The following is a 19,919-nucleotide window of genomic DNA, read 5'->3' as shown; positions in this document are numbered from 1 at the left end:
ATTTTATTTATTTTTTGTAAGTTGCCAATGCGTTTTAAGACTACGTTTTATATGTGTACAGTTACTATATTTCCAATTAATAATACTGATTTTGTGCTCACCTCAAATAGAGACGAAGCCCCTGATAGAGTGTCGTTAGTTCCAGATTTTTATTATATTAATAATACGAAGGTTTTGTTTCCTAAAGATAAAAAAGGAGGAACATGGATTGGTGTTAGTGAGAAAAACAGAGTAGTTTGTGTGCTTAATGGTGGTTTTGTTAAACATGAAAGGCAGTCTAGTTACAGAAAAAGTCGAGGCATAGTTGCTAATGATTTTATGATATCTGAAAATATTGTAACAACCATTGAGTCTTATAATTTTGAAAATATTGAACCGTTTACTATCATTATTGCAGATTGGAATAAAGGATTAAAATTCTACGAACTTGTTTGGGATGGTAAATACCAACATTTTATGGAGTTGCCTTTAGAATCTCGAATTTGGTCGTCATCAACATTATATAATGAAGGGATGCAAAGAGAGCGTCAACAATGGTTCGAGAATTTTGAAACTGTTTATGATTTGAATGCGAGCTCTTTATTAGAATTCCATAAGATTGAAGATGTTGAAAATAAGGAATATGGTTTGATTATGGATCGAGGTTTGGTGAAAACAACAAGTGTAACACAGATAGAAAAACAAGGAAACATATTAAGCATGCATTATGAAAACCTTGATAACAAAATAGTTACTTCAAAAATGTTTAATCTTCCAGAAGTAGTTAATGAATAACACAGGTTTTATTTTAACATTGGCTTATCCAGATACTATAGTTATGGTATCTGAAGAGTGGTTTTCTCCTTATTTAAGGTTTTTGGGTGTTGGTAAAAAAGATTATTTACGGGCTGGACATGCAGCCTTAGTGCTAATTGATAAAGAAACTGGTGTTTTGGAATATCATGATTTTGGGAGATATATTACACCAGAACCTTCTGGTAGGGTTAGAGGTAGAGATACTGATAACGAATTACATTTTCCAATAAAAGCTGAAGTTGAAAATGATTCCATTAAAAATTTAGATGCAATACTTGAGTTTTTGGGTACGCACCCAAAGCTAACTCATGGCGATGGTAAGTTAGTTGCATCGGTTTGTAAGGCTGTTAATTACCAAAAGGCAAGAACGCATATTACAAATATGCAAAACAAACACTTTATAAGATATGCGGCTTTTATTAAAGATGCTTGTAATTGTGCGCGTTTTGTTACAGATACTTTGATTGCTTCGGTAACCGATATTAAAATTAAAAAGCGTTTAGAGAATTCTAAATGGTTTACACCAAGTACCGTTGGAAATGTTTTGCTTGCTGATACTGAAAACAATCCTTTTGAGGTTTCGGAAACTGGTGTCATTTCAAAGTTTAAAGGCTCTCAAAGAAGTGAAAATATTCGTTGTTTTTTAGATAGATTGAAAGATCATAAAGTTAATTTGGTTGGTACGCAAAAGCCAAAACCAGTTGATGGTTTGCATGATAAGGCGCAATGGCTTTCTGGTATTGCTGCAGGTGCTTGGTTTGAGTTGCATAAAACAGGGCATGATGTGGAGTATCATTTTAAGCGAATATCTCCTTACGGAAATATTGATGTACACGAAAAATTTGTTGTAGCTGATGATTCTTTTGATTATGATTTAGAGTTTGAATTTATACATTATTCAAACTGCAAATTCTTCCATATAAAGCAAAACGAAACTATTTATAGATTTGAGCGTAAAGATTAGTTTGCTTTTTCTGATATATAATAATGCTTTTATTGAAACTTAAAAGGCAAATTTACCTGCGTTAGGGATTGTAGTGGAAAGCCCACAGCGAGGCACGAGCGAGGACTTGTAGCAAAAAGCCCGACCCTTGTGGTAACGCCCAAATAATAAAATTAATTTATAGCAAAAGGGGCACTTAGCTTAAATGTTGGAATTGTAACTTTAAATTTTTTGGTAGTTGTAAAGTTTACCATACTATAGTGTCCTTGCATAGCACCAAATGGAGATGTTAGTAAACAGCCTGATGAGTATGTGTGAGATTCTCCAGGTATAAGTACTGGTTTTTTTCCTATAACGCCTTCGCCTGAAACGGTTTCAACATTATTTAATGCGTCTAAAATTTCCCAATGGCGTGCGTTAAGCTGAACGGAGTCTTTACTTTGATTCTCAATAGTTATGGTGTAGCCAAAGGCGTATTGCATTTTATAGTTTTTATAAAATGAGCCTTCGAAAGTAGTTTCGACTGAAATTTTTATGCCTTTTGTAACCTGTTGAACCATTAATTTGCAAAGTATTATTGGGTACTAAAATAATAAATATTAAGTGTTTAGCGTAAATTTTAACGTCTTTGATGTAAATATTAGATAAAATGCAATTTTAGCCCACTATAGTTATTAAATAATTAATTTGATTGGTTGTTGTTGTGTAACTTTTAACAGTTGTTGTGTGTTTAATTAGAGATGTTTGTTGATGAAACCTCGTTAAAACCAATAATTCGGTCGTATCGAGCGCCTAAATCTCTGTAATAAACTAAAACTTTATAGTTGTTTTCAGTTTGCCAAAAATTGCCACTAATAGCCCCTTCGTTTAAACTACCATCTTTGTTTTTAACTACATATTTATAATTGTAGAACCCTTGTTTTAGTATCATGTTTGTTTCATAAACACCGTTTTGGGCATTATATGTCATTTTATTATCATCATTAAGCGCATAATTATTGTAATTTCCATACACATATATGTGTTCTTCGTTATTTAACTCAGGGTGTTTTAATGAGAAATGAACTTGAACATAGTCGGCTTCAATGGAAACATCGTCCCTATCAATAGCAACAATTTTAAATCGGCCATTAACATCTGGATTGTAGGTGTATGGTAAATTGTTTCTAGCTATGTCTGTATATAAATAAGATTGATATATATCTTCAAGGGCAATAGATTGAACCCTAGAAGTTGCGGCTCTAACATCTTTAGTTTCAAAAAACAAATACTCATTTCCTGCAGGGAAAGCAGTTTCTTTTGTATACCTGTAAATTAGCCTATTACCAATAGTGTATTGTGGTTTTATATTAGAAATAGAGGTGTTTAAATTACTGTTTTGTATAATTAACGCTTTTACGGTTTGTTGTGGATTGTTTATTTGAGATCCGGAAGCAATTTCGATATCTACGGTTTGTGTGGTTTCTATGTTGCTTACATCTCTTGATCTTTTAATAGCAATACCGGGAGTAACAATGTTTTCGTAAATCATGAATTTTCTGGAAAATACAATGTCTCCATAAGAATCATAGATTGAAATAATATAATTTCCAGAAACTTTTAAACGTTTTGTTTGCTGATTTGGAATAGACAATCTGTAATGGGAATACATTTGAAAGGTGTTAAAAGAATTTGTGTAGTCTTGAATTCTAAAATTGTCTACTCCCAATAAGAATTCTGGTTTTACAAGAACTGAAGGTTTCCAGTTGTAATCACAATGCTCTATTTTATAATAAAAATCTGGCTCGTCTGATACAAGAGCATCAAACTCTAGGTAAAAAGTTTCTCCTAATTGAATTATTGGTAGCTCTCCCAAATCATTACTATTGCTTTTAAATGTGATTGATTTAATGTAATCAGGAGGGTTTAATTCGTCTATTTGACTATAAATAAATCCTGAAGCTGCAAAACAAAGCCATATTAAGGAAGATTTTAAAGACATTCTAAGTTTTTTTTTGTAAAGATAAACAAATTCCATGCCTAAGGCGTTGCGTTTATTTAGAATTAATATAAATAACAATCAGCTTATAAATTGCTTATCAAATTAGCTATTAATTCGTATTTTTGCACCGATTTTTAGACAACTAATTTCAATTAAATAAATATGTCAAACGACATTCGTATAAAAAAAGGTCTGGACATTAAACTTAAGGGTGAAGCTGATAATGCTATTGAACAAGCAATTATTAGTAACTACTGCACCATAAGACCAGAAGATTTTCACGGCGTAATACCAAAACTTGTTGCAAAAGAAGGAACCACAGTTAAAGCTGGTGGTACTTTGTTTTACGATAAATCTCAAGAATCGGTAAAGTTTTTATCACCAGTTTCAGGGAAAATAGTTGAGGTGGTTAGAGGACCAAAAAGACGCATTGATGCCATTAAAGTAGAAGCAGAGAAATCACAAACTTTTGAGGATTTTGGAAAGTTTGATGTTGAAGCTTCTAAGCCAGAAGATGTTAAAGCGCATTTGCTAGCTTCTGGATGTTGGCCATTTGTTAAACAACGTCCTTATGATGTTATTGCTAACCCTGATAAATCGCCAAAAGCGATTTTTATATCAGGATATGCAAGTGCACCATTAGCAGCCGATTTAGATTTTACTTTACAAGGAAAAGAGGCTGAATTGCAAGCAGCAGTTCTAGCTTTAGGGAAATTAACAGAAGGACCTGTTCATGTTTCTGTAGGTAAAAATTCTAACTCGCCGTTGGCAGGATTGACTGGAATTACCTTACATAAGGTTTCTGGCCCACATCCATCAGGTAATGTTGGAACTCAGATAAATAAAATAGATCCAATAAATAAAGGTGAAGTTGTTTGGACAGTTAATCCTCAAGATTTAGTTATTATTGGTGAATTACTTTTAACTGGAAAATTTAATGCAGAGCGTATTGTAGCATTAGTTGGATCTTCAGTTGAAAAACCAAGATATTTCAAAACACTAATAGGTAGTGAAATTGCTACTATTGTTTATGATAAAGGTGTTTCAAAAGACGGTAATGACCGTATTATTTCGGGTAATGTGTTATCAGGAAAACAAATACAACCAGATGGAAGTTTAGATTATTACAGCAATGTAGTTTCAATAATTCCTGAAGGTGATGATTATGAGTTTTTTGGATGGAATAAACCTGTTTTTAATAAAGTATCTACATCTAGAGCATTTACTTTTTCTTGGTTGAATCCAAAGAAAAAATTTGATTTAAATACAAATACAAATGGTGAACATAGAGCTTTTGTAACTACTGGAACGTATGAAGAGGTATTTCCTTTAGATATTTTCCCTATGCAAATATTAAAAGCTTGTTTATATAAAGACTTAGACGAAATGGAAGCTTTAGGAATGTATGAAGTAGCTCCTGAAGATTTTGCGTTAACAGAATTTGTATGTGTATCTAAACAACCACATCAAAAAATAATTAGAGAAGGTTTAGACTTAATGCTTAAAGAGATAGGATAATGGGTTTAAAAGAGAATTTACATAATTTTAAAGAAAAAAATAAAGACAAAAAATGGATACCAGCATTTAATGCCATCCATACGTTTTTATACTTGCCAAATGAGACAACACATAATGGTACTCATATCAAGGCTGCCGACGATTTAAAGCGTACTATGAATACCGTAATCATGGCTATGGTGCCATGTTTATTGTTTGGTATGTTTAACGCTGGTTATCAACATCATTTAGCTTTAGGGGATATTCAAGCAGTAGCTGGAAGTTTCTTTAGTCCTGAGTTTTGGACACTAGATAATTTTATGGTTGGTTTTTGGAAAATCATACCATTAGTAATTGTATCCTACGGTGTTGGTCTAGGAATTGAATTTATATTCGCCATAATTAAAGGACACGAGGTAGAAGAAGGGTATCTAGTTACTGGTATGTTAGTTCCATTAATAGTGCCAATTGATATTCCGTTATGGATGTTAGCTGTTGCTGTTGTGTTTGGTGTTGTAATTGGTAAAGAAGTATTTGGAGGAACAGGAATGAATATTCTAAACCCTGCATTAACCATTAGAGCCTTTTTGTTTTTTGCTTATCCAACCTGGATGAGTGGAGATAAAGTTTGGGTTCATGGTGCAGACCCTAGAGTACAAGATTTAGCTGCTGGCGCTCAGCCTGATGCTATTTCTGGAGAAACTATATTAGGTAGCTTGGCACAAGGTAATGAATTTATGTTAGGAGGATCTGATGTAAGTTTCATGGACATGTTCTTAGGATTTATTCCAGGTTCTGTAGGTGAAACTTCAACATTATTAATTTTACTTGGAGGTTTGTTTTTAATCTTTTCTAAAATAGGTAGCTGGAGAATTATGTTATCATCTGTATTAGGTGCTATTGTAATGGGATTAATATTCAATCAAGTTGTAGCTTCAGGATGGATTACAGAAAGCAGTAATTTTTATGGATTAATGAGTGCACCTTTTTGGGAGCATTTAATTATTGGCGGTTTTGCCTTTGGTACAGTCTTTATGGCTACCGATCCTGTTACAGCATCACAAACAAACAAAGGGAAATGGATATATGGTTTTTTAGTAGGATTTATTTCTATTATGATTCGTGTATTCAATCCAGCTTACCCAGAAGGTGTTATGTTAGCTATTCTATTAATGAATGTATTTGCACCAACAATAGACCATTATGTGGTTCAAGGTAACGTGAAGAAAAGAATGAAACGTTTAAAAGTTAAAACAGCATAATTATGGCAGTTAATACAGATAAAAACTCTTATACTATAATCTTCGCTGTAGCGATGGTATTAGTTGTAGGTTCGTTATTAGCGTTTACGGCATCATCGTTAAGACCTAATATCGACGAGAATAAACGTATGGAAAAGCAACAGAATATTCTGTATGCTATGGGTGTAAATGGTAATGAAGGTACTGGTGATATCACTTTCGTTGGAACCGATAAAGTTGCAGATGAATTTTCTAAGTATATCAAACAACAATTAATTATTGAAAATGGTGTAGCTAAAGAAGATAATTCAGCTTACCTAATTGATATAAAAAAGGAGCAAGCAAAAGCAAAAAATGGAGGAACAAGACGCTTACCTTTATTTGTTGGTGAAAAAGAAGGAAAAACTTTTTACATTACACCAATTAGAGGTAAAGGACTTTGGGATGCTATTTGGGGCTATGTAGCTCTTGATAAAAATATGGTTGTTCAAGGTGCTTTTTTCGATCATGCAGGGGAAACACCAGGATTAGGAGCAAACATTAAACAACGTTATTTCATGGATGACTTTTATGGAGAGCGTTTATTAACTGAAGCAGGAGTATTCAAAGGGATTTCTGTTGCTAAAGGTAATAACGACCCTAAAAATGAAATAAAAGATGATTATGAAGTTGATGCATTAGCTGGTGCAACTATTACTGGCGATGGTGTTTCTGCCATGATCAAGAAAGATTTAAAATTATATTTACCTTACTTTAAAACGTTAAAATAATATGGGACTACTTTCAAAAAAAGATGCGAAGTTAATCACAGACCCGTTAGCTGATAACAATCCAATTACTATTCAAGTATTAGGTATTTGTTCTGCTTTAGCTATTACTGCAGAGTTAAAAGCATCGTTGGTTATGGGTATTGCTGTGCTTTTCGTTTTAGGTATTGGTAACGTTGTTATTTCTTTAATGAGAAATATCATTCCTTCAAAAATTAGAATTATTGTACAACTTATTGTAGTTGCCGCATTAGTAATTATTGTTGACCAGGTTTTAAAAGCATTTGCTTATGAGTTAAGTAAAACATTATCTGTATTTGTAGGATTAATTATTACAAACTGTATCATTATGGGACGTTTTGAAGCATTTGCTTTAGCTAATGGCCCTTGGAAATCATTCTTAGATGGTATTGGTAATGCTTTAGGGTATGCTTTAATATTAGTTATAGTTGGTTTCTTTAGAGAATTATTAGGTTCAGGTACTTTATTTGGTATACCTGTACTTGGTGATCCAATAGAGCAAACAGGCGTTTACTCAATAGGTTATGAAAATAACGGATTCATGTTAATGCCACCAATGGCTTTAATAGTAGTTGGTTTAATTATCTGGGTACAACGTAGTAGAAATAAAGCATTAATAGAAGACTAAAATTGACTTGTAATTTCTAAACTTGATTTAGAATTACATCAAAATAAAGAATATGGAACATATAGAATTATTTTTTAAATCGATTTTTATTGATAACATGGTATTTGCAGTATTCCTTGGGATGTGCTCATATTTAGCCGTATCTAAAAAAGTTGCAACTGCTGTTGGTTTAGGAGCTGCAGTTATATTTGTATTAGCTATTACAGTACCATTAAACTGGTTATTGGATCAATATTTATTACAACCTGGAGCATTAAAATGGTTAGGTGAAGAATATGCAGATTACGACTTAAGTTTTCTTTCTTTCATTATGTTTATTGCAACTATTGCAACGATGGTTCAATTAGTTGAAATAGTAGTAGAAAAATTTTCACCTTCATTATATAACTCTTTAGGTATATTTCTACCACTTATAGCAGTAAACTGTGCTATTTTAGGAGGTTCGTTATTTATGCAATCTCGTGAAATTGAAACCTTAGGTTTAGCATTTAATTACGGTATTTCTTCTGGAATAGGATGGTTTTTAGCCATTTTAGCTATTGCAGCCATTAGAGAAAAAATTAGATATAGTAATGTACCTGCACCATTAAGAGGTTTGGGAATTACATTTATAATTACAGGTTTAATGGGTATTGGTTTCCTAAGTTTTGGTGGTATGTTAACTGGAGGTGATGAGGAAGAACAACCAGCTACAGAAACAGCCATTGAAGTTGAGACATTAAAAACAGAAGAAGCTAAAGATTTAGCAGATAATACTAAAATAGTAAAGTAATATGATTTTAGCAGCAGGAACAACAGGGACAGTTATAGCAACAGTTGCAGCGTTTTTAATAATTACGTTAGTACTTGTTAGTTTATTACTTTTTGTTAAACAAAAATTATCACCGTCTGGTCCAGTTAAGATAACTATTAACGGTGAAAAGGAAATAGAAGTAGCTTCTGGAGGTACTTTGTTATCAACTTTAGGAAATAATAAAATATTCTTACCATCGGCTTGTGGTGGTGGTGGAACATGTATTCAATGTGAATGTCATGTATTAGAAGGAGGAGGAGAAGCACTTCCTACTGAAACACCTCATTTTTCTCGTAAAGAATTGCAACATGGAGCAAGATTAGCATGTCAAGTTAAAGTAAAACAAGACATGAATATCACCATTCCAGAAGAAGTATTTGGAATTAAAAAATGGGAAGCTACAGTAGTTCGTAATTATAATGTGGCATCATTTATTAAAGAATTTGTTGTTGAGATTCCTGAGGATATGGGTTACAAAGCAGGTGGCTATATTCAAATTGAAATTCCTCCATGTGAAGTGAAATATTCAGATATGGATATTACAGCTCACCCAGAAGAACATGATACACCTGATAAATTTCAAACAGAATGGGATAAATTTGCTTTATGGCCATTAGTAATGAAAAACACAGAAACTATAGAAAGAGCATATTCTATGGCTTCTTACCCAGCAGAAGGGCGTGAAATCATGTTAAATGTACGTGTTGCTTGTCCACCATGGGATAGAGCTAAAAATGGATGGATGGATGTTAATCCAGGTATTGCTTCATCTTATATTTTTAATCAAAAACCAGGAGATAAAGTAACCATTTCAGGACCTTATGGTGAATTCTTTATCAACGATTCTGAAAGTGAAATGCTTTATGTTGGTGGGGGTGCTGGAATGGCACCAATGAGATCTCACTTATACCATTTATTCAAAACCTTAAAAACAGGTAGAAAAGTAACTTATTGGTATGGTGGTCGATCTAAACGTGAGTTATTCTACTTAGATCATTTTGAGCAATTAGAAAAAGAGTTTCCAAACTTTAAATTCTACTTAGCTTTATCTGAACCTATGGAAGAAGATAATTGGAAAGTAAAAGAAGATATTGATGCTCCAGGTGACGGATTTGTTGGCTTTATTCATAACTGTGTTATAGATAATTATTTAAGTAAACACGAATCGCCAGAAGATATTGAATTGTATTTCTGTGGACCACCATTAATGAACAAAGCAGTTCAGAAAATGGGTGAAGATTTTGGTATCCCAGATGAGCATATTAGATTTGATGACTTTGGAGGATAATAAGATTCTCAAAATATTAAACCGATACGAAAGTGTCGGTTTTTTTATTCTTAATTTTAAATAGGTTAGTGTAATCCATAACATTTGAAACTCCATCTAATTCACATAGAAAAGAAATAACAGCATATAAACCATTGAAAAGAACATTCTTATCTGTAGTGTTTTTAGGTTTATTGTTTTTATGATGAAGTGGTAATTGAAAACCACAAGCTTTTAAAAATATATGCTCAATTTTAAGTAATTCTAAAGGAGAATATCCATTGAACTTTTTGCCCAAATTTTGATTCACTTTACCAACATAATTTAGATTTAAAGAGCCGTGATAATCAGATAAGTGTTTCCAGCTATCTGTATTATCTAAAATATTACCGACAGCACATTGTTTACAACATTCTGGGTTTATAGTGTTATTATGAAACGAAATATAGAGTTTTTTTATAGCAGATTCTAAGCGGAGTGTTGTATCCATAACATATTAGTTTTATTTAAAGTTACTAAAAACTTAACATTCGTATATAAAACTATCCTTAAATTTTAGTTTCAGACTAAATTTATAATAGCACCATACTTGTTATAATTAACTTGTTTTCTTATAAATTTTACTCTCATTTTAATTTATTTATATGTAATCAAACATAAAAATAGCTAAAACTTTTATTGCAAGAAAAATATTTTTTCATAGTGTTTTGCAATCATACTTGTAACCCTTAATACTCCAAATAACAATCAAGTTGTATTTGTAAGGTGATATATGTGTTTGATATATAGTTGTTTAGGAATTTGTGTTCCTTAATTTGAAGGTGTGTAAAGATAGGTTTTAAGTTTATTTTTTTAGTTCTGAAATAAGCTTCCTAGCTTTACTTGTTTCACTAGTACTTAAATGCTTTTTTGCTAGCTCAAGATTTCCTTCTTTTAAATACGCTAATCCTAAATATAAGTATGCTTCATCTAAAAATATAAAACTATCATCAGCTTCAATTGATCGTTCTAAAAATGGGATAGCATCAATTATGTTGTTATCTGATAGATAAGCTACACCTATAAAATAATTTAAAGTATCATTATTTGGTTTTCTTTCTTGTATTATTCTCCATTTATTAATAGCTTGAATAAAATTTCCATGTTTATAATTCTCCATGGCATCATAAAACTCTAAATTGTTAGGATTTTTTGCTGTAGTTGTTATACCTGGGTCTGGCTTAAAATATTTAGTGAATAGCTTATCGTTTTTTGAGGTGGCAAAAAACCAAATACTACCAATAGCAAAAATTATTGCTGCAGCAATTGCTATTTTTCTATAGTATAAAAACCTAATTTTATTAGTACTAGATTTTTTTTCTGAAGTTTTATAATTATCCTGATGAAGTTCATCATGCTTTTCTTTTAATGATTGTGTTTCAATTCCTGAGAGCATTATTTTAACATCCTCTACTTTTGTTTTAAAATCATTGTCAAGTTCAAGAAGTTGGTTAAAATCTTTCAGCTCTTGTGGGGGCATAGAACCATTTATGTAACGTTCTATAATTTCAAGTAACTCTTGTGATATTTTGTTATTATCTTTCAATCTTTGTATTATTTTAGGTCTAAATTAAAGCCCATAATTTTTCATAAACGATAATATTTAGTGAGAATTGTTAATTCTTCTAATTTCATCTTCAATAAAAGCTAATACCTTTAAATTAAAGATTCATAGTTTTTTAAAGACTTAGATGTTTAAACATATAGCTAACTGTTTATGTAATATTATTAAAATTCATGTCGTTCGTTTTATCATTTCTTTGATGTACTTTTTATTTATAACTGAACTTAAATAAAACATCTAGATAATTACATGTTTTATTAAACAACTATTTATAAGAACTAAGCGTTTCAACTTTTTTTAAAACCATCTATTTTAAAATATTGAGATTAATTGTTTTTTGTCAAAAAATAAGAGCTTTATTTGATTTTACAAGCCTAATGTATATTGAAAATTAATAGCTATAGGAAAGATACAATTATTTCATTATTAGCCAAATACTATACTGTTAAGTGGTTTATTTATCGTTAAACGCCTTTGTTTTATTTCTTCATTTTTGACTTTCATAAACATAACCTGAATTAGAATTAAAATATGTTTCTATAATTTCTTGTAGCCTTCGTTTAGATATTAATTTTAAACAGATGTATTTGGAGGTCTGTTTTTGCTTTGTACAGTTAAATTGAAATAATAGCAATTACCGGTTTGTATCCATTCTGGATTTATTTTATAGTTTATCAAATAGCGTAAAAATGCTTTATTAGTTTGTAAATATTTGTTTTTGGATTTTCAAAATATCGATTTTTATTTTGATTATTTTAAAAGTTAGTTTTATTCTTACTTATACTTTAATTTGTTTTTTTATTCTTTTATCTACAAGGAAAAATAGTGTTAAAATGAGTATTAAATAGGTGAAAAAGTCTTTATGATAAAAAGGATTTAACAGGTTATATGATTTATATATCATCTTATCGAAACAATTTTAAAATGTCATCATCTCATTAACTTTTATATTATTTTTATACTATGAGTAAGCCTTTAACAGATCAAGAATTACATAATCTAGCCATGAATCATGTTGGAAAAGATTTAGAGCAACGTGGTTTTGAATTTATTGCTATTAATAGTAAACTTAAAAAGCACCCGCAGTTTGTTTGTATGGATAAAAATAAGCAGTACTTTTTTGTTATAGTTCGAGCAGTAAAATTACCTGAAAACCCAAATAATTACGATGTTGTTTGGATGGAGTCTTTTAAAAGCCACGCAAGAGAAAATGATGCTAAAGTTTTATATGCAGGAGTTGGGATTGGTAGTGTTGATGGTGAAAGTAAGCCTATATATTTAAATCAAGATTATTTATTAGAGTATAATGGTATTCAAGTTTTAGAAACTAATTTAAATTGAAATTAAATATTTAAAATGAATAAATTTTTATTGGTATTAGTTTTAATATTAAATTTTTCTTGTAAGCAGAATACTGAAAACACTAAACTTAGTGGTGCTGTTTTTGGAACAAGTTATTCTATAATTTATGATTCAAACATAAATTATGAAAAACAAATAGATAGCTTGTTTTATATAATAAACAAATCTTTATCTACTTATCAAACAAATTCAGATATTTCAAAACTTAACAGAAATGAATCTTTTGAAGTTGATAACCACTTCATTAAGGTTTATGATACTTCAAAAGAAATTTTTGGACTTACAGAAGGTGCATTCGACCCAACTATTGGAAATGTAGTAAATGCCTGGAAATTTGGTGCAGAAAATACTATTGAAGTTGTTGATAGTTTAAAAATAGACAGTTTAATGCAATATGTTGGTAGTGATAAAACATATAGACATAATAACATTATAAGAAAATTAAACCCTAATGTGTATTTAGAATTTAATGCAATAGCTAAAGGGTATGCTGTAGATGTTGTTGGAGATTATTTAGAGTCTAATGGTGTAAATAATTATTTAGTAGAAATTGGAGGAGAAATACGAGTTAAAGGAATAAATTCTCATAAAATGAGTGACTGGAAAGTGGGAGTGGAAAAGCCAAATTTTGAAGGTGGTCAATCTATTTTAAAAGCTATATCTTTAAAAGATGAAGCCATGGCAACGTCAGGTACTTATAGAAAATTTAAGGTAGATGAAAACGGAAATCGTTACGCCCATATTATAGATACAGAGACAGGTTATCCAAGTAAAACAAATTTGTTAAGTGTATCTGTAATTGCAAAAGAATGTATGATTGCAGATGCTTATGCTACAGCTTTCAAAGCTATGGGTATTGAAAAAATTAAAAGTTTTTTAGAAATACATCCAGAGCTAAAAGCTTTTTTGATTTTTGAGAATGATAATAAAGCTTTAGAAACATTATCTCTTAATGGTTTTCCTGATGAGTAAATAGTTTATTATTTTAAAAAGAAGAGATAATTAATAATAGCCAGCCCATTACTAATAATAATCCTCCTATTGGTGTAATAGGTCCTAAAAAACGAAACTTTTTTCCTTTAGCATCAGACAGTACTAAACCATAAATACTAAAAGAAAACAATATAATACCCAAAGTAAAGCACCAATATATTGATTTTGTTGTGAAATCATTATTTATGCCTAAAACTAATAAAACTATGGCATGATACATTTGATATTTTACACCAGTTTCAAAACTTTTTAATTGATCATTGCTTAATATCTTCTTTAAAGCATGAGCACCAAATGCACCAAATATTACAGATAACATACCGAATAATGAAGCTGTTGCAATAATAGTTTGTTGTGTCATAAGAATAAATGTTTTTTATTTAAAAACTACTGGAATAATCTCGCCTTTAGCAAGGCAATATGCTTCTATTTCAGAGTTGGTAAGTTTTGTAGTATAATCCACTTCGCTAACTTTAAAACCAATTTTGCGTAATTTTTCAAAGTAGTCTAGACCGTAAATACGAACATGGTCATATTGTCCAAAAATTTTAGCTCGTTCTTTTTTATCAGTAATGCTATCGTCTTCAAATGTAACTGCTCTATTTAAATCTTGAGGGATTTGAAAAATTCCCATGCCACCAATCTTTAATACTCGATACAGTTCCTGCATTGCTTTTGTGTCATCTGGTATATGCTCTAATACATGATTACATAATATTATATCAAATTCATTTTCCTTAAATGGAAGGTTACATATATCTGCTTTTACATCTGCTAACGGCGAATTTAGATCTGTAGTAACATAATCTAAATTATCCATCTTTTTAAACCGTTTATAAAATGCTTGTTCAGGAGCAAAATGCAATACTTTTAATTTGGCAGAAAAGAAATTGGTTTCATTTTTTAGATACAACCAAAGTAACCTATGGCGCTCTAAACTAAGAGTTGATGGCGATAAAACATTGTTACGTTGTTTGCCATATCCGTAAGGTAAAAAGGTTTTAAAACCTTTTCCGTCAATAGGGTCAGTAAATTTATTTCCTTTTAGAAAAAAAGCCAAAACAGGACGAATAATATAGCTTAGCCTAATTAATAATGGTCTAGGGACTATATTGAGAATAGTTTTAAAAAGACGTTTCATTTTAAAGCACTAAAGCTTTTTGTCTGAATTCATCTTCCTCGTTACTCTCTATTCCTAATGCTTCATAAATATAAGCAAAGGTTGAAAGTAGTTCGGGTTTTCCATCAACCAAGGCTACATCATGTTCAAAATGTGCAGATGGTTTATTATCTTGAGTAGTTATTGTCCAACCATCTCTATGTTGTTTAATACGGTGTGTACCCATGTTAATCATAGGTTCAATGGCTACAACCATACCTTCTATAAATTTTTTACCTCTACCACGTTTACCGTAGTTTGGCATTTCTGGGTCTTCATGCATTTTACTACCTAATCCGTGGCCAACAAGTTCTCTTACAACACCATAGCCATGATCTTCACAGTATTTTTGTATTGCGTAACCAACATCTCCAACACGGTTATTTGCTTTAAACTCTCTAATGCCAACGTATAGAGACTCTTTAGTTACTTCTAGTAGTTTTTTAGTTTCAGGAGCAATTTCACCTACAGCAAAAGTATAAGCATGGTCTCCATAAAAACCGTTTTTAAGTGCACCACAATCAATTGAAATAATATCGCCTTCTACTAAAGGAATTTCATTAGGGATTCCGTGCACTACTTGAGAATTAGGACTCATACATAGGGTATTAGGAAAATCATAAAGGCCTAAAAACCCAGGAATTGCACCATGGTCTCTAACACATGTTTCGGCAATTTTATCTAATTCAAGTGTTGTAACACCAGGCTTTATTGCTTTAGCTAATTCACCTAAAGTTTTCGATACTATTAATGCACTTTCACGCATTAATTCAATTTCTTCTCTAGTTTTTACTTTAATCATGTTATAAAAAATATTGGCAAAGATACTCATTTTATAAATTAATTATTTATTGTCTTATATGACATTTGATAGTTTATTTATCCATTTAAATCTATAAATTTATTCGATAAAATAGTTTTAAAATGTATAAAAGTGTTAGTGCTCAAGAAGCTGTGAAAGTTATTAAAAATAACGATAGAGTTTATTTACAAGCAGCAGCAGCTGCACCCCAATTATTAATTAATGCTATGACCGAGAGGCATGAGGAGTTAAGAAATGTTGAGGTTTGTCATTTACATGTTGAAGGAGATGCGCCCTATGCTAATCCTAAATTTCGTGATAGTTTTCATGTAAATTCTTTCTTTATTGGAAATAACGTACGCCATACATTGGCCGCAGGCAATGGATCTTATACTCCAGTTTTTTTAAGTGAACTGCCACTACTTTTTAAAAGAAATATATTGCCTTTAGATGTTGCGTTAATTCATGTTTCTGTTCCAGATAGACATGGGTATTGTTCTTTAGGGGTTTCAGTTGAGGCAACTTTAGCTGCTATAGATAATGCAAAAATCGTAATTGCACAGGTAAATAAGCAAATGCCTAGAACTCATGGAGATGGTATTATTCATAATACTGAAATTGATTTGTTTGTTGAATGTAATGAAACAATACCAACACATATTTATGGCAAACCATCTGCGGTTGAAGACAAAATAGGAGGTTATATTGCAGATTTAATTGAAGATAGGAGTACATTGCAAATGGGGGTAGGTACTATTCCTAATGCCGTATTATCTCGACTTACAAATCATAAAAATTTAGGTTTACATACAGAAATGTTTTCTGATGGTGTTATTGATTTGATTCTTAGCGATGTTATTAATGGGAATTATAAAAATATAAATCCGGGTCGTGCTCTTACAACGTTTGTAATAGGTTCAAAACGTTTGTATGATTACATTGATGATAATCCATTTATTGAAATGCGTGCTTCAGATTATGTAAATGATGTATCAATTATTAAGCAGAATCCTAAAATGGTTGCAATTAATTCTGCAATTGAAGTTGATGTTACAGGCCAGGTTTGTGCAGATTCTTTAGGTTCAAAAATGTATTCGGGAGTTGGAGGTCAAATGGATTATATAAGAGGGGCATCATTAAGTGAAGGTGGTAAAGCTATAATTGCATTGCCTTCTATTACTAATAAAGGTGTGAGTAGAATTGTACCTTGCTTAAAACCTGGTGCAGGTGTAGTAACAACAAGATCTCATGTGCATTATGTAGTTACTGAATATGGTGTTGCTAATTTATACGGAAAAACAATTAAAGATAGGGTGAAAGCCTTAGTCAATATAGCACATCCTGATCATAGAGAATCTATTGATAAGGCTTATTTCGATTTAATTTAAAATTGTATTATCTAAAAAGTCCAAAAAATCCTTTTTTCTTTTCAGGAATTGGTGGTGTTGAATTTGTTAGCATTTGATAGACTTCTCCCCAACCTGGAAAACCACCTATATTTCTGTCGTCTATAAATAAATCGGCATTTATTTTTCTACTAATATCATTGGTGTATTCTTCTTCTGTAAAACTTTTATTTACTGCGTAAAAACGTATGCCATTGTCTTCACAAAACTTAACAGCCTCATCAAGTTTGGCTCCACATCTGTAAGTCCATAAAATTAAACGATGACCATCTTCTTGTAACTTTTTTAAAGTTTCAAAGGCAAACAAAATAGGTTTGCCTATTTTGGGGTAAGCATCTTCAACTATAGTACCATCAAAATCAACAGCAATAATGAGTGTATCGTTAAAATTCATTTAATTTTGGGCTTTTATACCGTATAAAGTTACACTTTTTATTCTAAAATTAATTAAACTAAAGGATGTTGAGTCATTGCTGCTGGTTGTTCAACATTCATAAGTTTTAATATAGTAGGTGCAACATCACCTAAAACACCATCTTTTATTTCCTTAAGTTCATTATCAATTAAAATAACAGGAACAGGGTTTGTTGTGTGTGCTGTATTTGGTGATCCGTCTGGATTTATCATCGTTTCACAGTTTCCGTGATCTGCTATTAGTAAAGTTGTATATCCATTATTTAGTCCTGTAGTTACAACATCTTTAACGCATGCATCAACTGCTTCACAAGCTTTTATTGCAGCCTCCATAACTCCAGTATGACCAACCATATCTCCGTTTGCGAAGTTTAAGCAAACAAAATCAACATCACCCTTTTCAAGTTCTGGTACTAGTGCGTCTTTTAATTCGAAGGCACTCATTTCTGGTTTTAGATCGTAGGTAGCTACTTTTGGTGAGTTTTTAAGAATACGAGATTCTCCTTTAAAAGGTTCTTCTTGCCCGCCAGAAAAGAAAAATGTAACATGTGGATATTTTTCAGTCTCAGCAATTCTAATTTGCTTTTTACCATGTTTAGCTAGTACTTCTCCAAGTGTTTCTGTAATATTGTCTTTATTAAAAATGACTTTAATGCCTTTAAAAGCATCACTATAATTTGTAATTGTTACATAGTATAAGTCAATTTTTTTGGTATTGTACTCCGGAAAGTCTTTTTGATTTAACATTTCGGTTAATTCGCGACCTCTATCTGTTCTAAAGTTAAAAAAGATAACAACATCATCCTTCTCTACTTTTGCTACTGGCTCATTATTACTATCTGTTACAATTAGTGGTTTAATAAACTCATCAGTTACATCATTATCATAATTAGCTTGGATATTTTGTGTTGGATTCGATGTTTTTGTACCAACGCCATTTGCAATAGCATCATAAGCTAGTTTTACACGCTCCCATCTATTATCTCTATCCATGGCATAGTAACGCCCTGTTATGGTTGCTATTTTTGTGTTTGTACCATCAATGTATTGTTCTAAATCTTCAACATAACTTTTTCCAGACTTAGGGTCTACGTCTCTACCATCTGTAAAAGCATGTACAAAAGAATTTACACCTGCTTTGTTTGCCGCATCAATAAATCCTTTTAAGTGATTTGTATGAGCATGCACACCACCATTACTTAATAATCCTAAAAAATGAACATTTTTATTGTTATCTGAAGCATATTTTAAAGCATCAACTAATACCTTTTCATCTTTTAAAGTATCTTTTTCAATAGCTAAATTAATTTTTGCTAAATCTTGATATACAATTCTTCCTGCACCTAAATTCATATGGCCAACTTCACTATTTCCCATTTGCCCTTCTGGTAAACCTACATGTAAACCATCGGTTCGTAATGTTGCAAAAGGATATTTTTTATACAAAGAATCTATGAATGGTGTATTGGCATGATCGATAGCAGAAACTTTAGGGTCTGGAGAGTTTCCCCAACCATCAAGAATCATTAAAATAACTTTTTTGTTCATTTTTTGTTAAAATTTTAAGACCAAACAAAGATAAGAAAGTAAGTTATAAAAGAGGTTAAAAAAACCTCTGAAAAGCCTTATTTTTTAAGGATTTGTGTAATGTTTGTTTAAGAAAACGATTTCGTTAATAATTTGTGAAATAAACGTTAAAAAAGCGTTATAACTAAATTTTTCTGTAACAAATTGAAATTTTTGTCGTCTCTTTAGTATATCAAAAAACATAAATCAATAAATCAAATTAAAATCTTTCATCATGAAAAAAACAATCATTATTTCCGCAATCGCATTATGCTTTTCAATTGTATCAGTAAATGCAACACCTGTAAACCAATCTGTTAACTACAAAGTAGAGGCTTTTTTTAAAGTAAATTCATTTTGTGTGTCAATCGCTAAAGGCGATATAGAAACAGTACAGAAACTAATTAGTAGAGGTGCCGATGTTAATGCCAAATCAAATGGAATGACTCCTGTAATGTATGCTGCAAAATTTAATAGAACAGATATTTTAAAACTTTTAATTGTACATGGTGCGAATTTAAAAGCTAAATCTGATAAAAAAATGACAGCTTTAAAATACGCAAAATTACATGGAGCTAAAGATGCCGAAGCTATAATAGTAAAAGCATTAGCTGATGCTAAAGCCAAAAAATAATAATTAAATAAAATAATAATTATTAGAGTTAGTCACTCAAAAATTAA

Annotated in this window: 21 protein-coding genes; 12 read left to right on the top strand and 9 right to left on the bottom strand. The window is 31.1% G+C overall.

From position 1 onward, the window contains the following. Positions 1-51: 51 nt before the first annotated feature. Positions 52-774, top strand: a complete 723-nt coding sequence (locus Q0842_RS12915; protein ID WP_298498739.1) for an NRDE family protein — start codon at positions 52-54, stop codon at positions 772-774. Then, positions 767-1,759: a DUF6695 family protein gene (locus Q0842_RS12910; protein WP_298498736.1), complete on the top strand. Its 993-nt coding sequence runs from the start codon at positions 767-769 to the stop codon at positions 1,757-1,759. The genes Q0842_RS12915 and Q0842_RS12910 overlap by 8 nt, the downstream gene beginning before the upstream one ends. Before the next feature lie 152 nt (positions 1,760-1,911). Here the strand turns inward: Q0842_RS12910 and apaG are convergent, their stop codons facing one another. Both apaG and Q0842_RS12900 read right to left on the bottom strand, forming a co-directional pair. Then, the gene (gene apaG, locus Q0842_RS12905) at positions 1,912-2,298 is read right to left on the bottom strand and encodes a Co2+/Mg2+ efflux protein ApaG (RefSeq protein WP_298498731.1); all 387 of its coding nucleotides are present in this window, start codon (positions 2,296-2,298) and stop codon (positions 1,912-1,914) included. A 170-nt stretch (positions 2,299-2,468) separates the two neighbouring features. Further along, complete coding sequence (locus Q0842_RS12900; protein WP_298498728.1) at positions 2,469-3,719, bottom strand: type IX secretion system plug protein domain-containing protein; 1,251 nt, start codon at positions 3,717-3,719, stop codon at positions 2,469-2,471. A 162-nt stretch (positions 3,720-3,881) separates the two neighbouring features. Here Q0842_RS12900 and Q0842_RS12895 point away from each other — a divergent pair, with 162 nt between their 5' ends. The 6 genes from Q0842_RS12895 to nqrF are packed head-to-tail and all read left to right on the top strand — an operon-like array spanning position 3,882 to position 9,954. Continuing rightward, positions 3,882-5,237, top strand: a complete 1,356-nt coding sequence (locus Q0842_RS12895; protein ID WP_298498724.1) for a Na(+)-translocating NADH-quinone reductase subunit A — start codon at positions 3,882-3,884, stop codon at positions 5,235-5,237. Beyond that, positions 5,237-6,478, top strand: a complete 1,242-nt coding sequence (locus tag Q0842_RS12890; protein ID WP_298498721.1) for an NADH:ubiquinone reductase (Na(+)-transporting) subunit B — start codon at positions 5,237-5,239, stop codon at positions 6,476-6,478. The genes Q0842_RS12895 and Q0842_RS12890 overlap by 1 nt, the downstream gene beginning before the upstream one ends. Positions 6,479-6,480: 2 nt before the next feature. Then, complete coding sequence (locus Q0842_RS12885) at positions 6,481-7,227, top strand: Na(+)-translocating NADH-quinone reductase subunit C (protein WP_298498718.1); 747 nt, start codon at positions 6,481-6,483, stop codon at positions 7,225-7,227. Position 7,228: 1 nt separating this feature from the next. Beyond that, on the top strand, positions 7,229-7,873 hold the full coding sequence (locus tag Q0842_RS12880) for an NADH:ubiquinone reductase (Na(+)-transporting) subunit D (protein ID WP_298498715.1): 645 nt from the start codon (positions 7,229-7,231) through the stop codon (positions 7,871-7,873). 52 nt (positions 7,874-7,925) lie between these two features. After that, positions 7,926-8,645, top strand: coding sequence for an NADH:ubiquinone reductase (Na(+)-transporting) subunit E (gene nqrE / locus Q0842_RS12875; RefSeq protein ID WP_298498712.1), 720 nt, complete (start codon positions 7,926-7,928; stop codon positions 8,643-8,645). A 1-nt stretch (position 8,646) separates the two neighbouring features. After that, complete coding sequence (gene nqrF / locus Q0842_RS12870) at positions 8,647-9,954, top strand: NADH:ubiquinone reductase (Na(+)-transporting) subunit F (protein WP_298498710.1); 1,308 nt, start codon at positions 8,647-8,649, stop codon at positions 9,952-9,954. Positions 9,955-9,970: 16 nt separating this feature from the next. Here nqrF and Q0842_RS12865 read toward each other — a convergent pair whose 3' ends face one another. Both Q0842_RS12865 and Q0842_RS12860 read right to left on the bottom strand, forming a co-directional pair. Next, positions 9,971-10,423, bottom strand: a complete 453-nt coding sequence (locus Q0842_RS12865; protein ID WP_298498706.1) for a Na(+)-translocating NADH-quinone reductase subunit F — start codon at positions 10,421-10,423, stop codon at positions 9,971-9,973. A 354-nt stretch (positions 10,424-10,777) separates the two neighbouring features. After that, entirely contained in the window at positions 10,778-11,518 is a 741-nt protein-coding gene (locus tag Q0842_RS12860) for a hypothetical protein (RefSeq protein WP_298498704.1), read from the bottom strand. 981 nt (positions 11,519-12,499) lie between these two features. On the opposite strand from Q0842_RS12860, the gene Q0842_RS12855 reads away from it, so the two are divergent. Beyond that, positions 12,500-12,877, top strand: a complete 378-nt coding sequence (locus Q0842_RS12855) for a Na(+)-translocating NADH-quinone reductase subunit F (protein WP_298498702.1) — start codon at positions 12,500-12,502, stop codon at positions 12,875-12,877. Between the two features lie 15 nt (positions 12,878-12,892). After that, positions 12,893-13,870: an FAD:protein FMN transferase gene (locus tag Q0842_RS12850; protein ID WP_298498701.1), complete on the top strand. Its 978-nt coding sequence runs from the start codon at positions 12,893-12,895 to the stop codon at positions 13,868-13,870. Between the two features lie 13 nt (positions 13,871-13,883). Here Q0842_RS12850 and Q0842_RS12845 read toward each other — a convergent pair whose 3' ends face one another. Genes Q0842_RS12845 through map form a run of 3 tightly spaced genes read right to left on the bottom strand, consistent with a single transcriptional unit; the run spans position 13,884 to position 15,852 of the window. Further along, positions 13,884-14,252 (bottom strand): DUF423 domain-containing protein, encoded by a 369-nt coding sequence (locus tag Q0842_RS12845; RefSeq protein ID WP_298498699.1) that lies wholly within the window; start codon positions 14,250-14,252, stop codon positions 13,884-13,886. Between the two features lie 15 nt (positions 14,253-14,267). Then, on the bottom strand, positions 14,268-15,032 hold the full coding sequence (locus Q0842_RS12840; protein ID WP_298498697.1) for a class I SAM-dependent methyltransferase: 765 nt from the start codon (positions 15,030-15,032) through the stop codon (positions 14,268-14,270). Between the two features lies 1 nt (position 15,033). Next, complete coding sequence (gene map, locus Q0842_RS12835) at positions 15,034-15,852, bottom strand: type I methionyl aminopeptidase (RefSeq protein ID WP_298498694.1); 819 nt, start codon at positions 15,850-15,852, stop codon at positions 15,034-15,036. A 122-nt stretch (positions 15,853-15,974) separates the two neighbouring features. Between map and Q0842_RS12830 the strand changes: the two genes are divergently transcribed. Further along, positions 15,975-17,240 (top strand): acetyl-CoA hydrolase/transferase C-terminal domain-containing protein, encoded by a 1,266-nt coding sequence (locus tag Q0842_RS12830; RefSeq protein ID WP_298498691.1) that lies wholly within the window; start codon positions 15,975-15,977, stop codon positions 17,238-17,240. 7 nt (positions 17,241-17,247) lie between these two features. On the opposite strand, the gene Q0842_RS12825 is transcribed toward Q0842_RS12830, so the two are convergent. Both Q0842_RS12825 and gpmI read right to left on the bottom strand, forming a co-directional pair. Then, entirely contained in the window at positions 17,248-17,652 is a 405-nt protein-coding gene (locus Q0842_RS12825) for a BT0820 family HAD-type phosphatase (protein WP_298498688.1), read from the bottom strand. Between the two features lie 53 nt (positions 17,653-17,705). Then, on the bottom strand, positions 17,706-19,220 hold the full coding sequence (gpmI, locus tag Q0842_RS12820; RefSeq protein ID WP_298498685.1) for a 2,3-bisphosphoglycerate-independent phosphoglycerate mutase: 1,515 nt from the start codon (positions 19,218-19,220) through the stop codon (positions 17,706-17,708). Between the two features lie 253 nt (positions 19,221-19,473). Here gpmI and Q0842_RS12815 point away from each other — a divergent pair, with 253 nt between their 5' ends. After that, entirely contained in the window at positions 19,474-19,872 is a 399-nt protein-coding gene (locus Q0842_RS12815) for an ankyrin repeat domain-containing protein (RefSeq protein WP_298498683.1), read from the top strand. The last annotated feature ends 47 nt before the right edge of the window (positions 19,873-19,919 follow it).

The organism is uncultured Algibacter sp. (genome assembly GCF_947495675.1).
GTDB lineage: Bacteria > Bacteroidota > Bacteroidia > Flavobacteriales > Flavobacteriaceae > Algibacter_B.
The sequence above is the reverse complement of the archived record's forward strand: the minus strand, read 5'-3'. Positions and strand labels throughout refer to the sequence as shown.

Coding starts and splice junctions, on each gene's coding strand:
- Q0842_RS12830 (WP_298498691.1), top strand. CDS start 15,975: ATGTATAAAAGTGTTAGTGCTCAAGAAGCTGTGAAAGTTATTAAAAAT.
- Q0842_RS12885 (WP_298498718.1), top strand. CDS start 6,481: ATGGCAGTTAATACAGATAAAAACTCTTATACTATAATCTTCGCTGTA.
- Q0842_RS12910 (WP_298498736.1), top strand. CDS start 767: ATGAATAACACAGGTTTTATTTTAACATTGGCTTATCCAGATACTATA.
- Q0842_RS12915 (WP_298498739.1), top strand. CDS start 52: ATGTGTACAGTTACTATATTTCCAATTAATAATACTGATTTTGTGCTC.
- Q0842_RS12845 (WP_298498699.1), bottom strand. CDS start 14,252: ATGACACAACAAACTATTATTGCAACAGCTTCATTATTCGGTATGTTA.
- Q0842_RS12825 (WP_298498688.1), bottom strand. CDS start 17,652: ATGAATTTTAACGATACACTCATTATTGCTGTTGATTTTGATGGTACT.
- Q0842_RS12850 (WP_298498701.1), top strand. CDS start 12,893: ATGAATAAATTTTTATTGGTATTAGTTTTAATATTAAATTTTTCTTGT.
- Q0842_RS12865 (WP_298498706.1), bottom strand. CDS start 10,423: ATGGATACAACACTCCGCTTAGAATCTGCTATAAAAAAACTCTATATT.
- apaG (WP_298498731.1), bottom strand. CDS start 2,298: ATGGTTCAACAGGTTACAAAAGGCATAAAAATTTCAGTCGAAACTACT.
- nqrE (WP_298498712.1), top strand. CDS start 7,926: ATGGAACATATAGAATTATTTTTTAAATCGATTTTTATTGATAACATG.
- Q0842_RS12890 (WP_298498721.1), top strand. CDS start 5,237: ATGGGTTTAAAAGAGAATTTACATAATTTTAAAGAAAAAAATAAAGAC.
- Q0842_RS12895 (WP_298498724.1), top strand. CDS start 3,882: ATGTCAAACGACATTCGTATAAAAAAAGGTCTGGACATTAAACTTAAG.
- Q0842_RS12840 (WP_298498697.1), bottom strand. CDS start 15,032: ATGAAACGTCTTTTTAAAACTATTCTCAATATAGTCCCTAGACCATTA.
- Q0842_RS12855 (WP_298498702.1), top strand. CDS start 12,500: ATGAGTAAGCCTTTAACAGATCAAGAATTACATAATCTAGCCATGAAT.
- Q0842_RS12900 (WP_298498728.1), bottom strand. CDS start 3,719: ATGTCTTTAAAATCTTCCTTAATATGGCTTTGTTTTGCAGCTTCAGGA.
- Q0842_RS12815 (WP_298498683.1), top strand. CDS start 19,474: ATGAAAAAAACAATCATTATTTCCGCAATCGCATTATGCTTTTCAATT.
- nqrF (WP_298498710.1), top strand. CDS start 8,647: ATGATTTTAGCAGCAGGAACAACAGGGACAGTTATAGCAACAGTTGCA.
- gpmI (WP_298498685.1), bottom strand. CDS start 19,220: ATGAACAAAAAAGTTATTTTAATGATTCTTGATGGTTGGGGAAACTCT.
- Q0842_RS12880 (WP_298498715.1), top strand. CDS start 7,229: ATGGGACTACTTTCAAAAAAAGATGCGAAGTTAATCACAGACCCGTTA.
- map (WP_298498694.1), bottom strand. CDS start 15,852: ATGATTAAAGTAAAAACTAGAGAAGAAATTGAATTAATGCGTGAAAGT.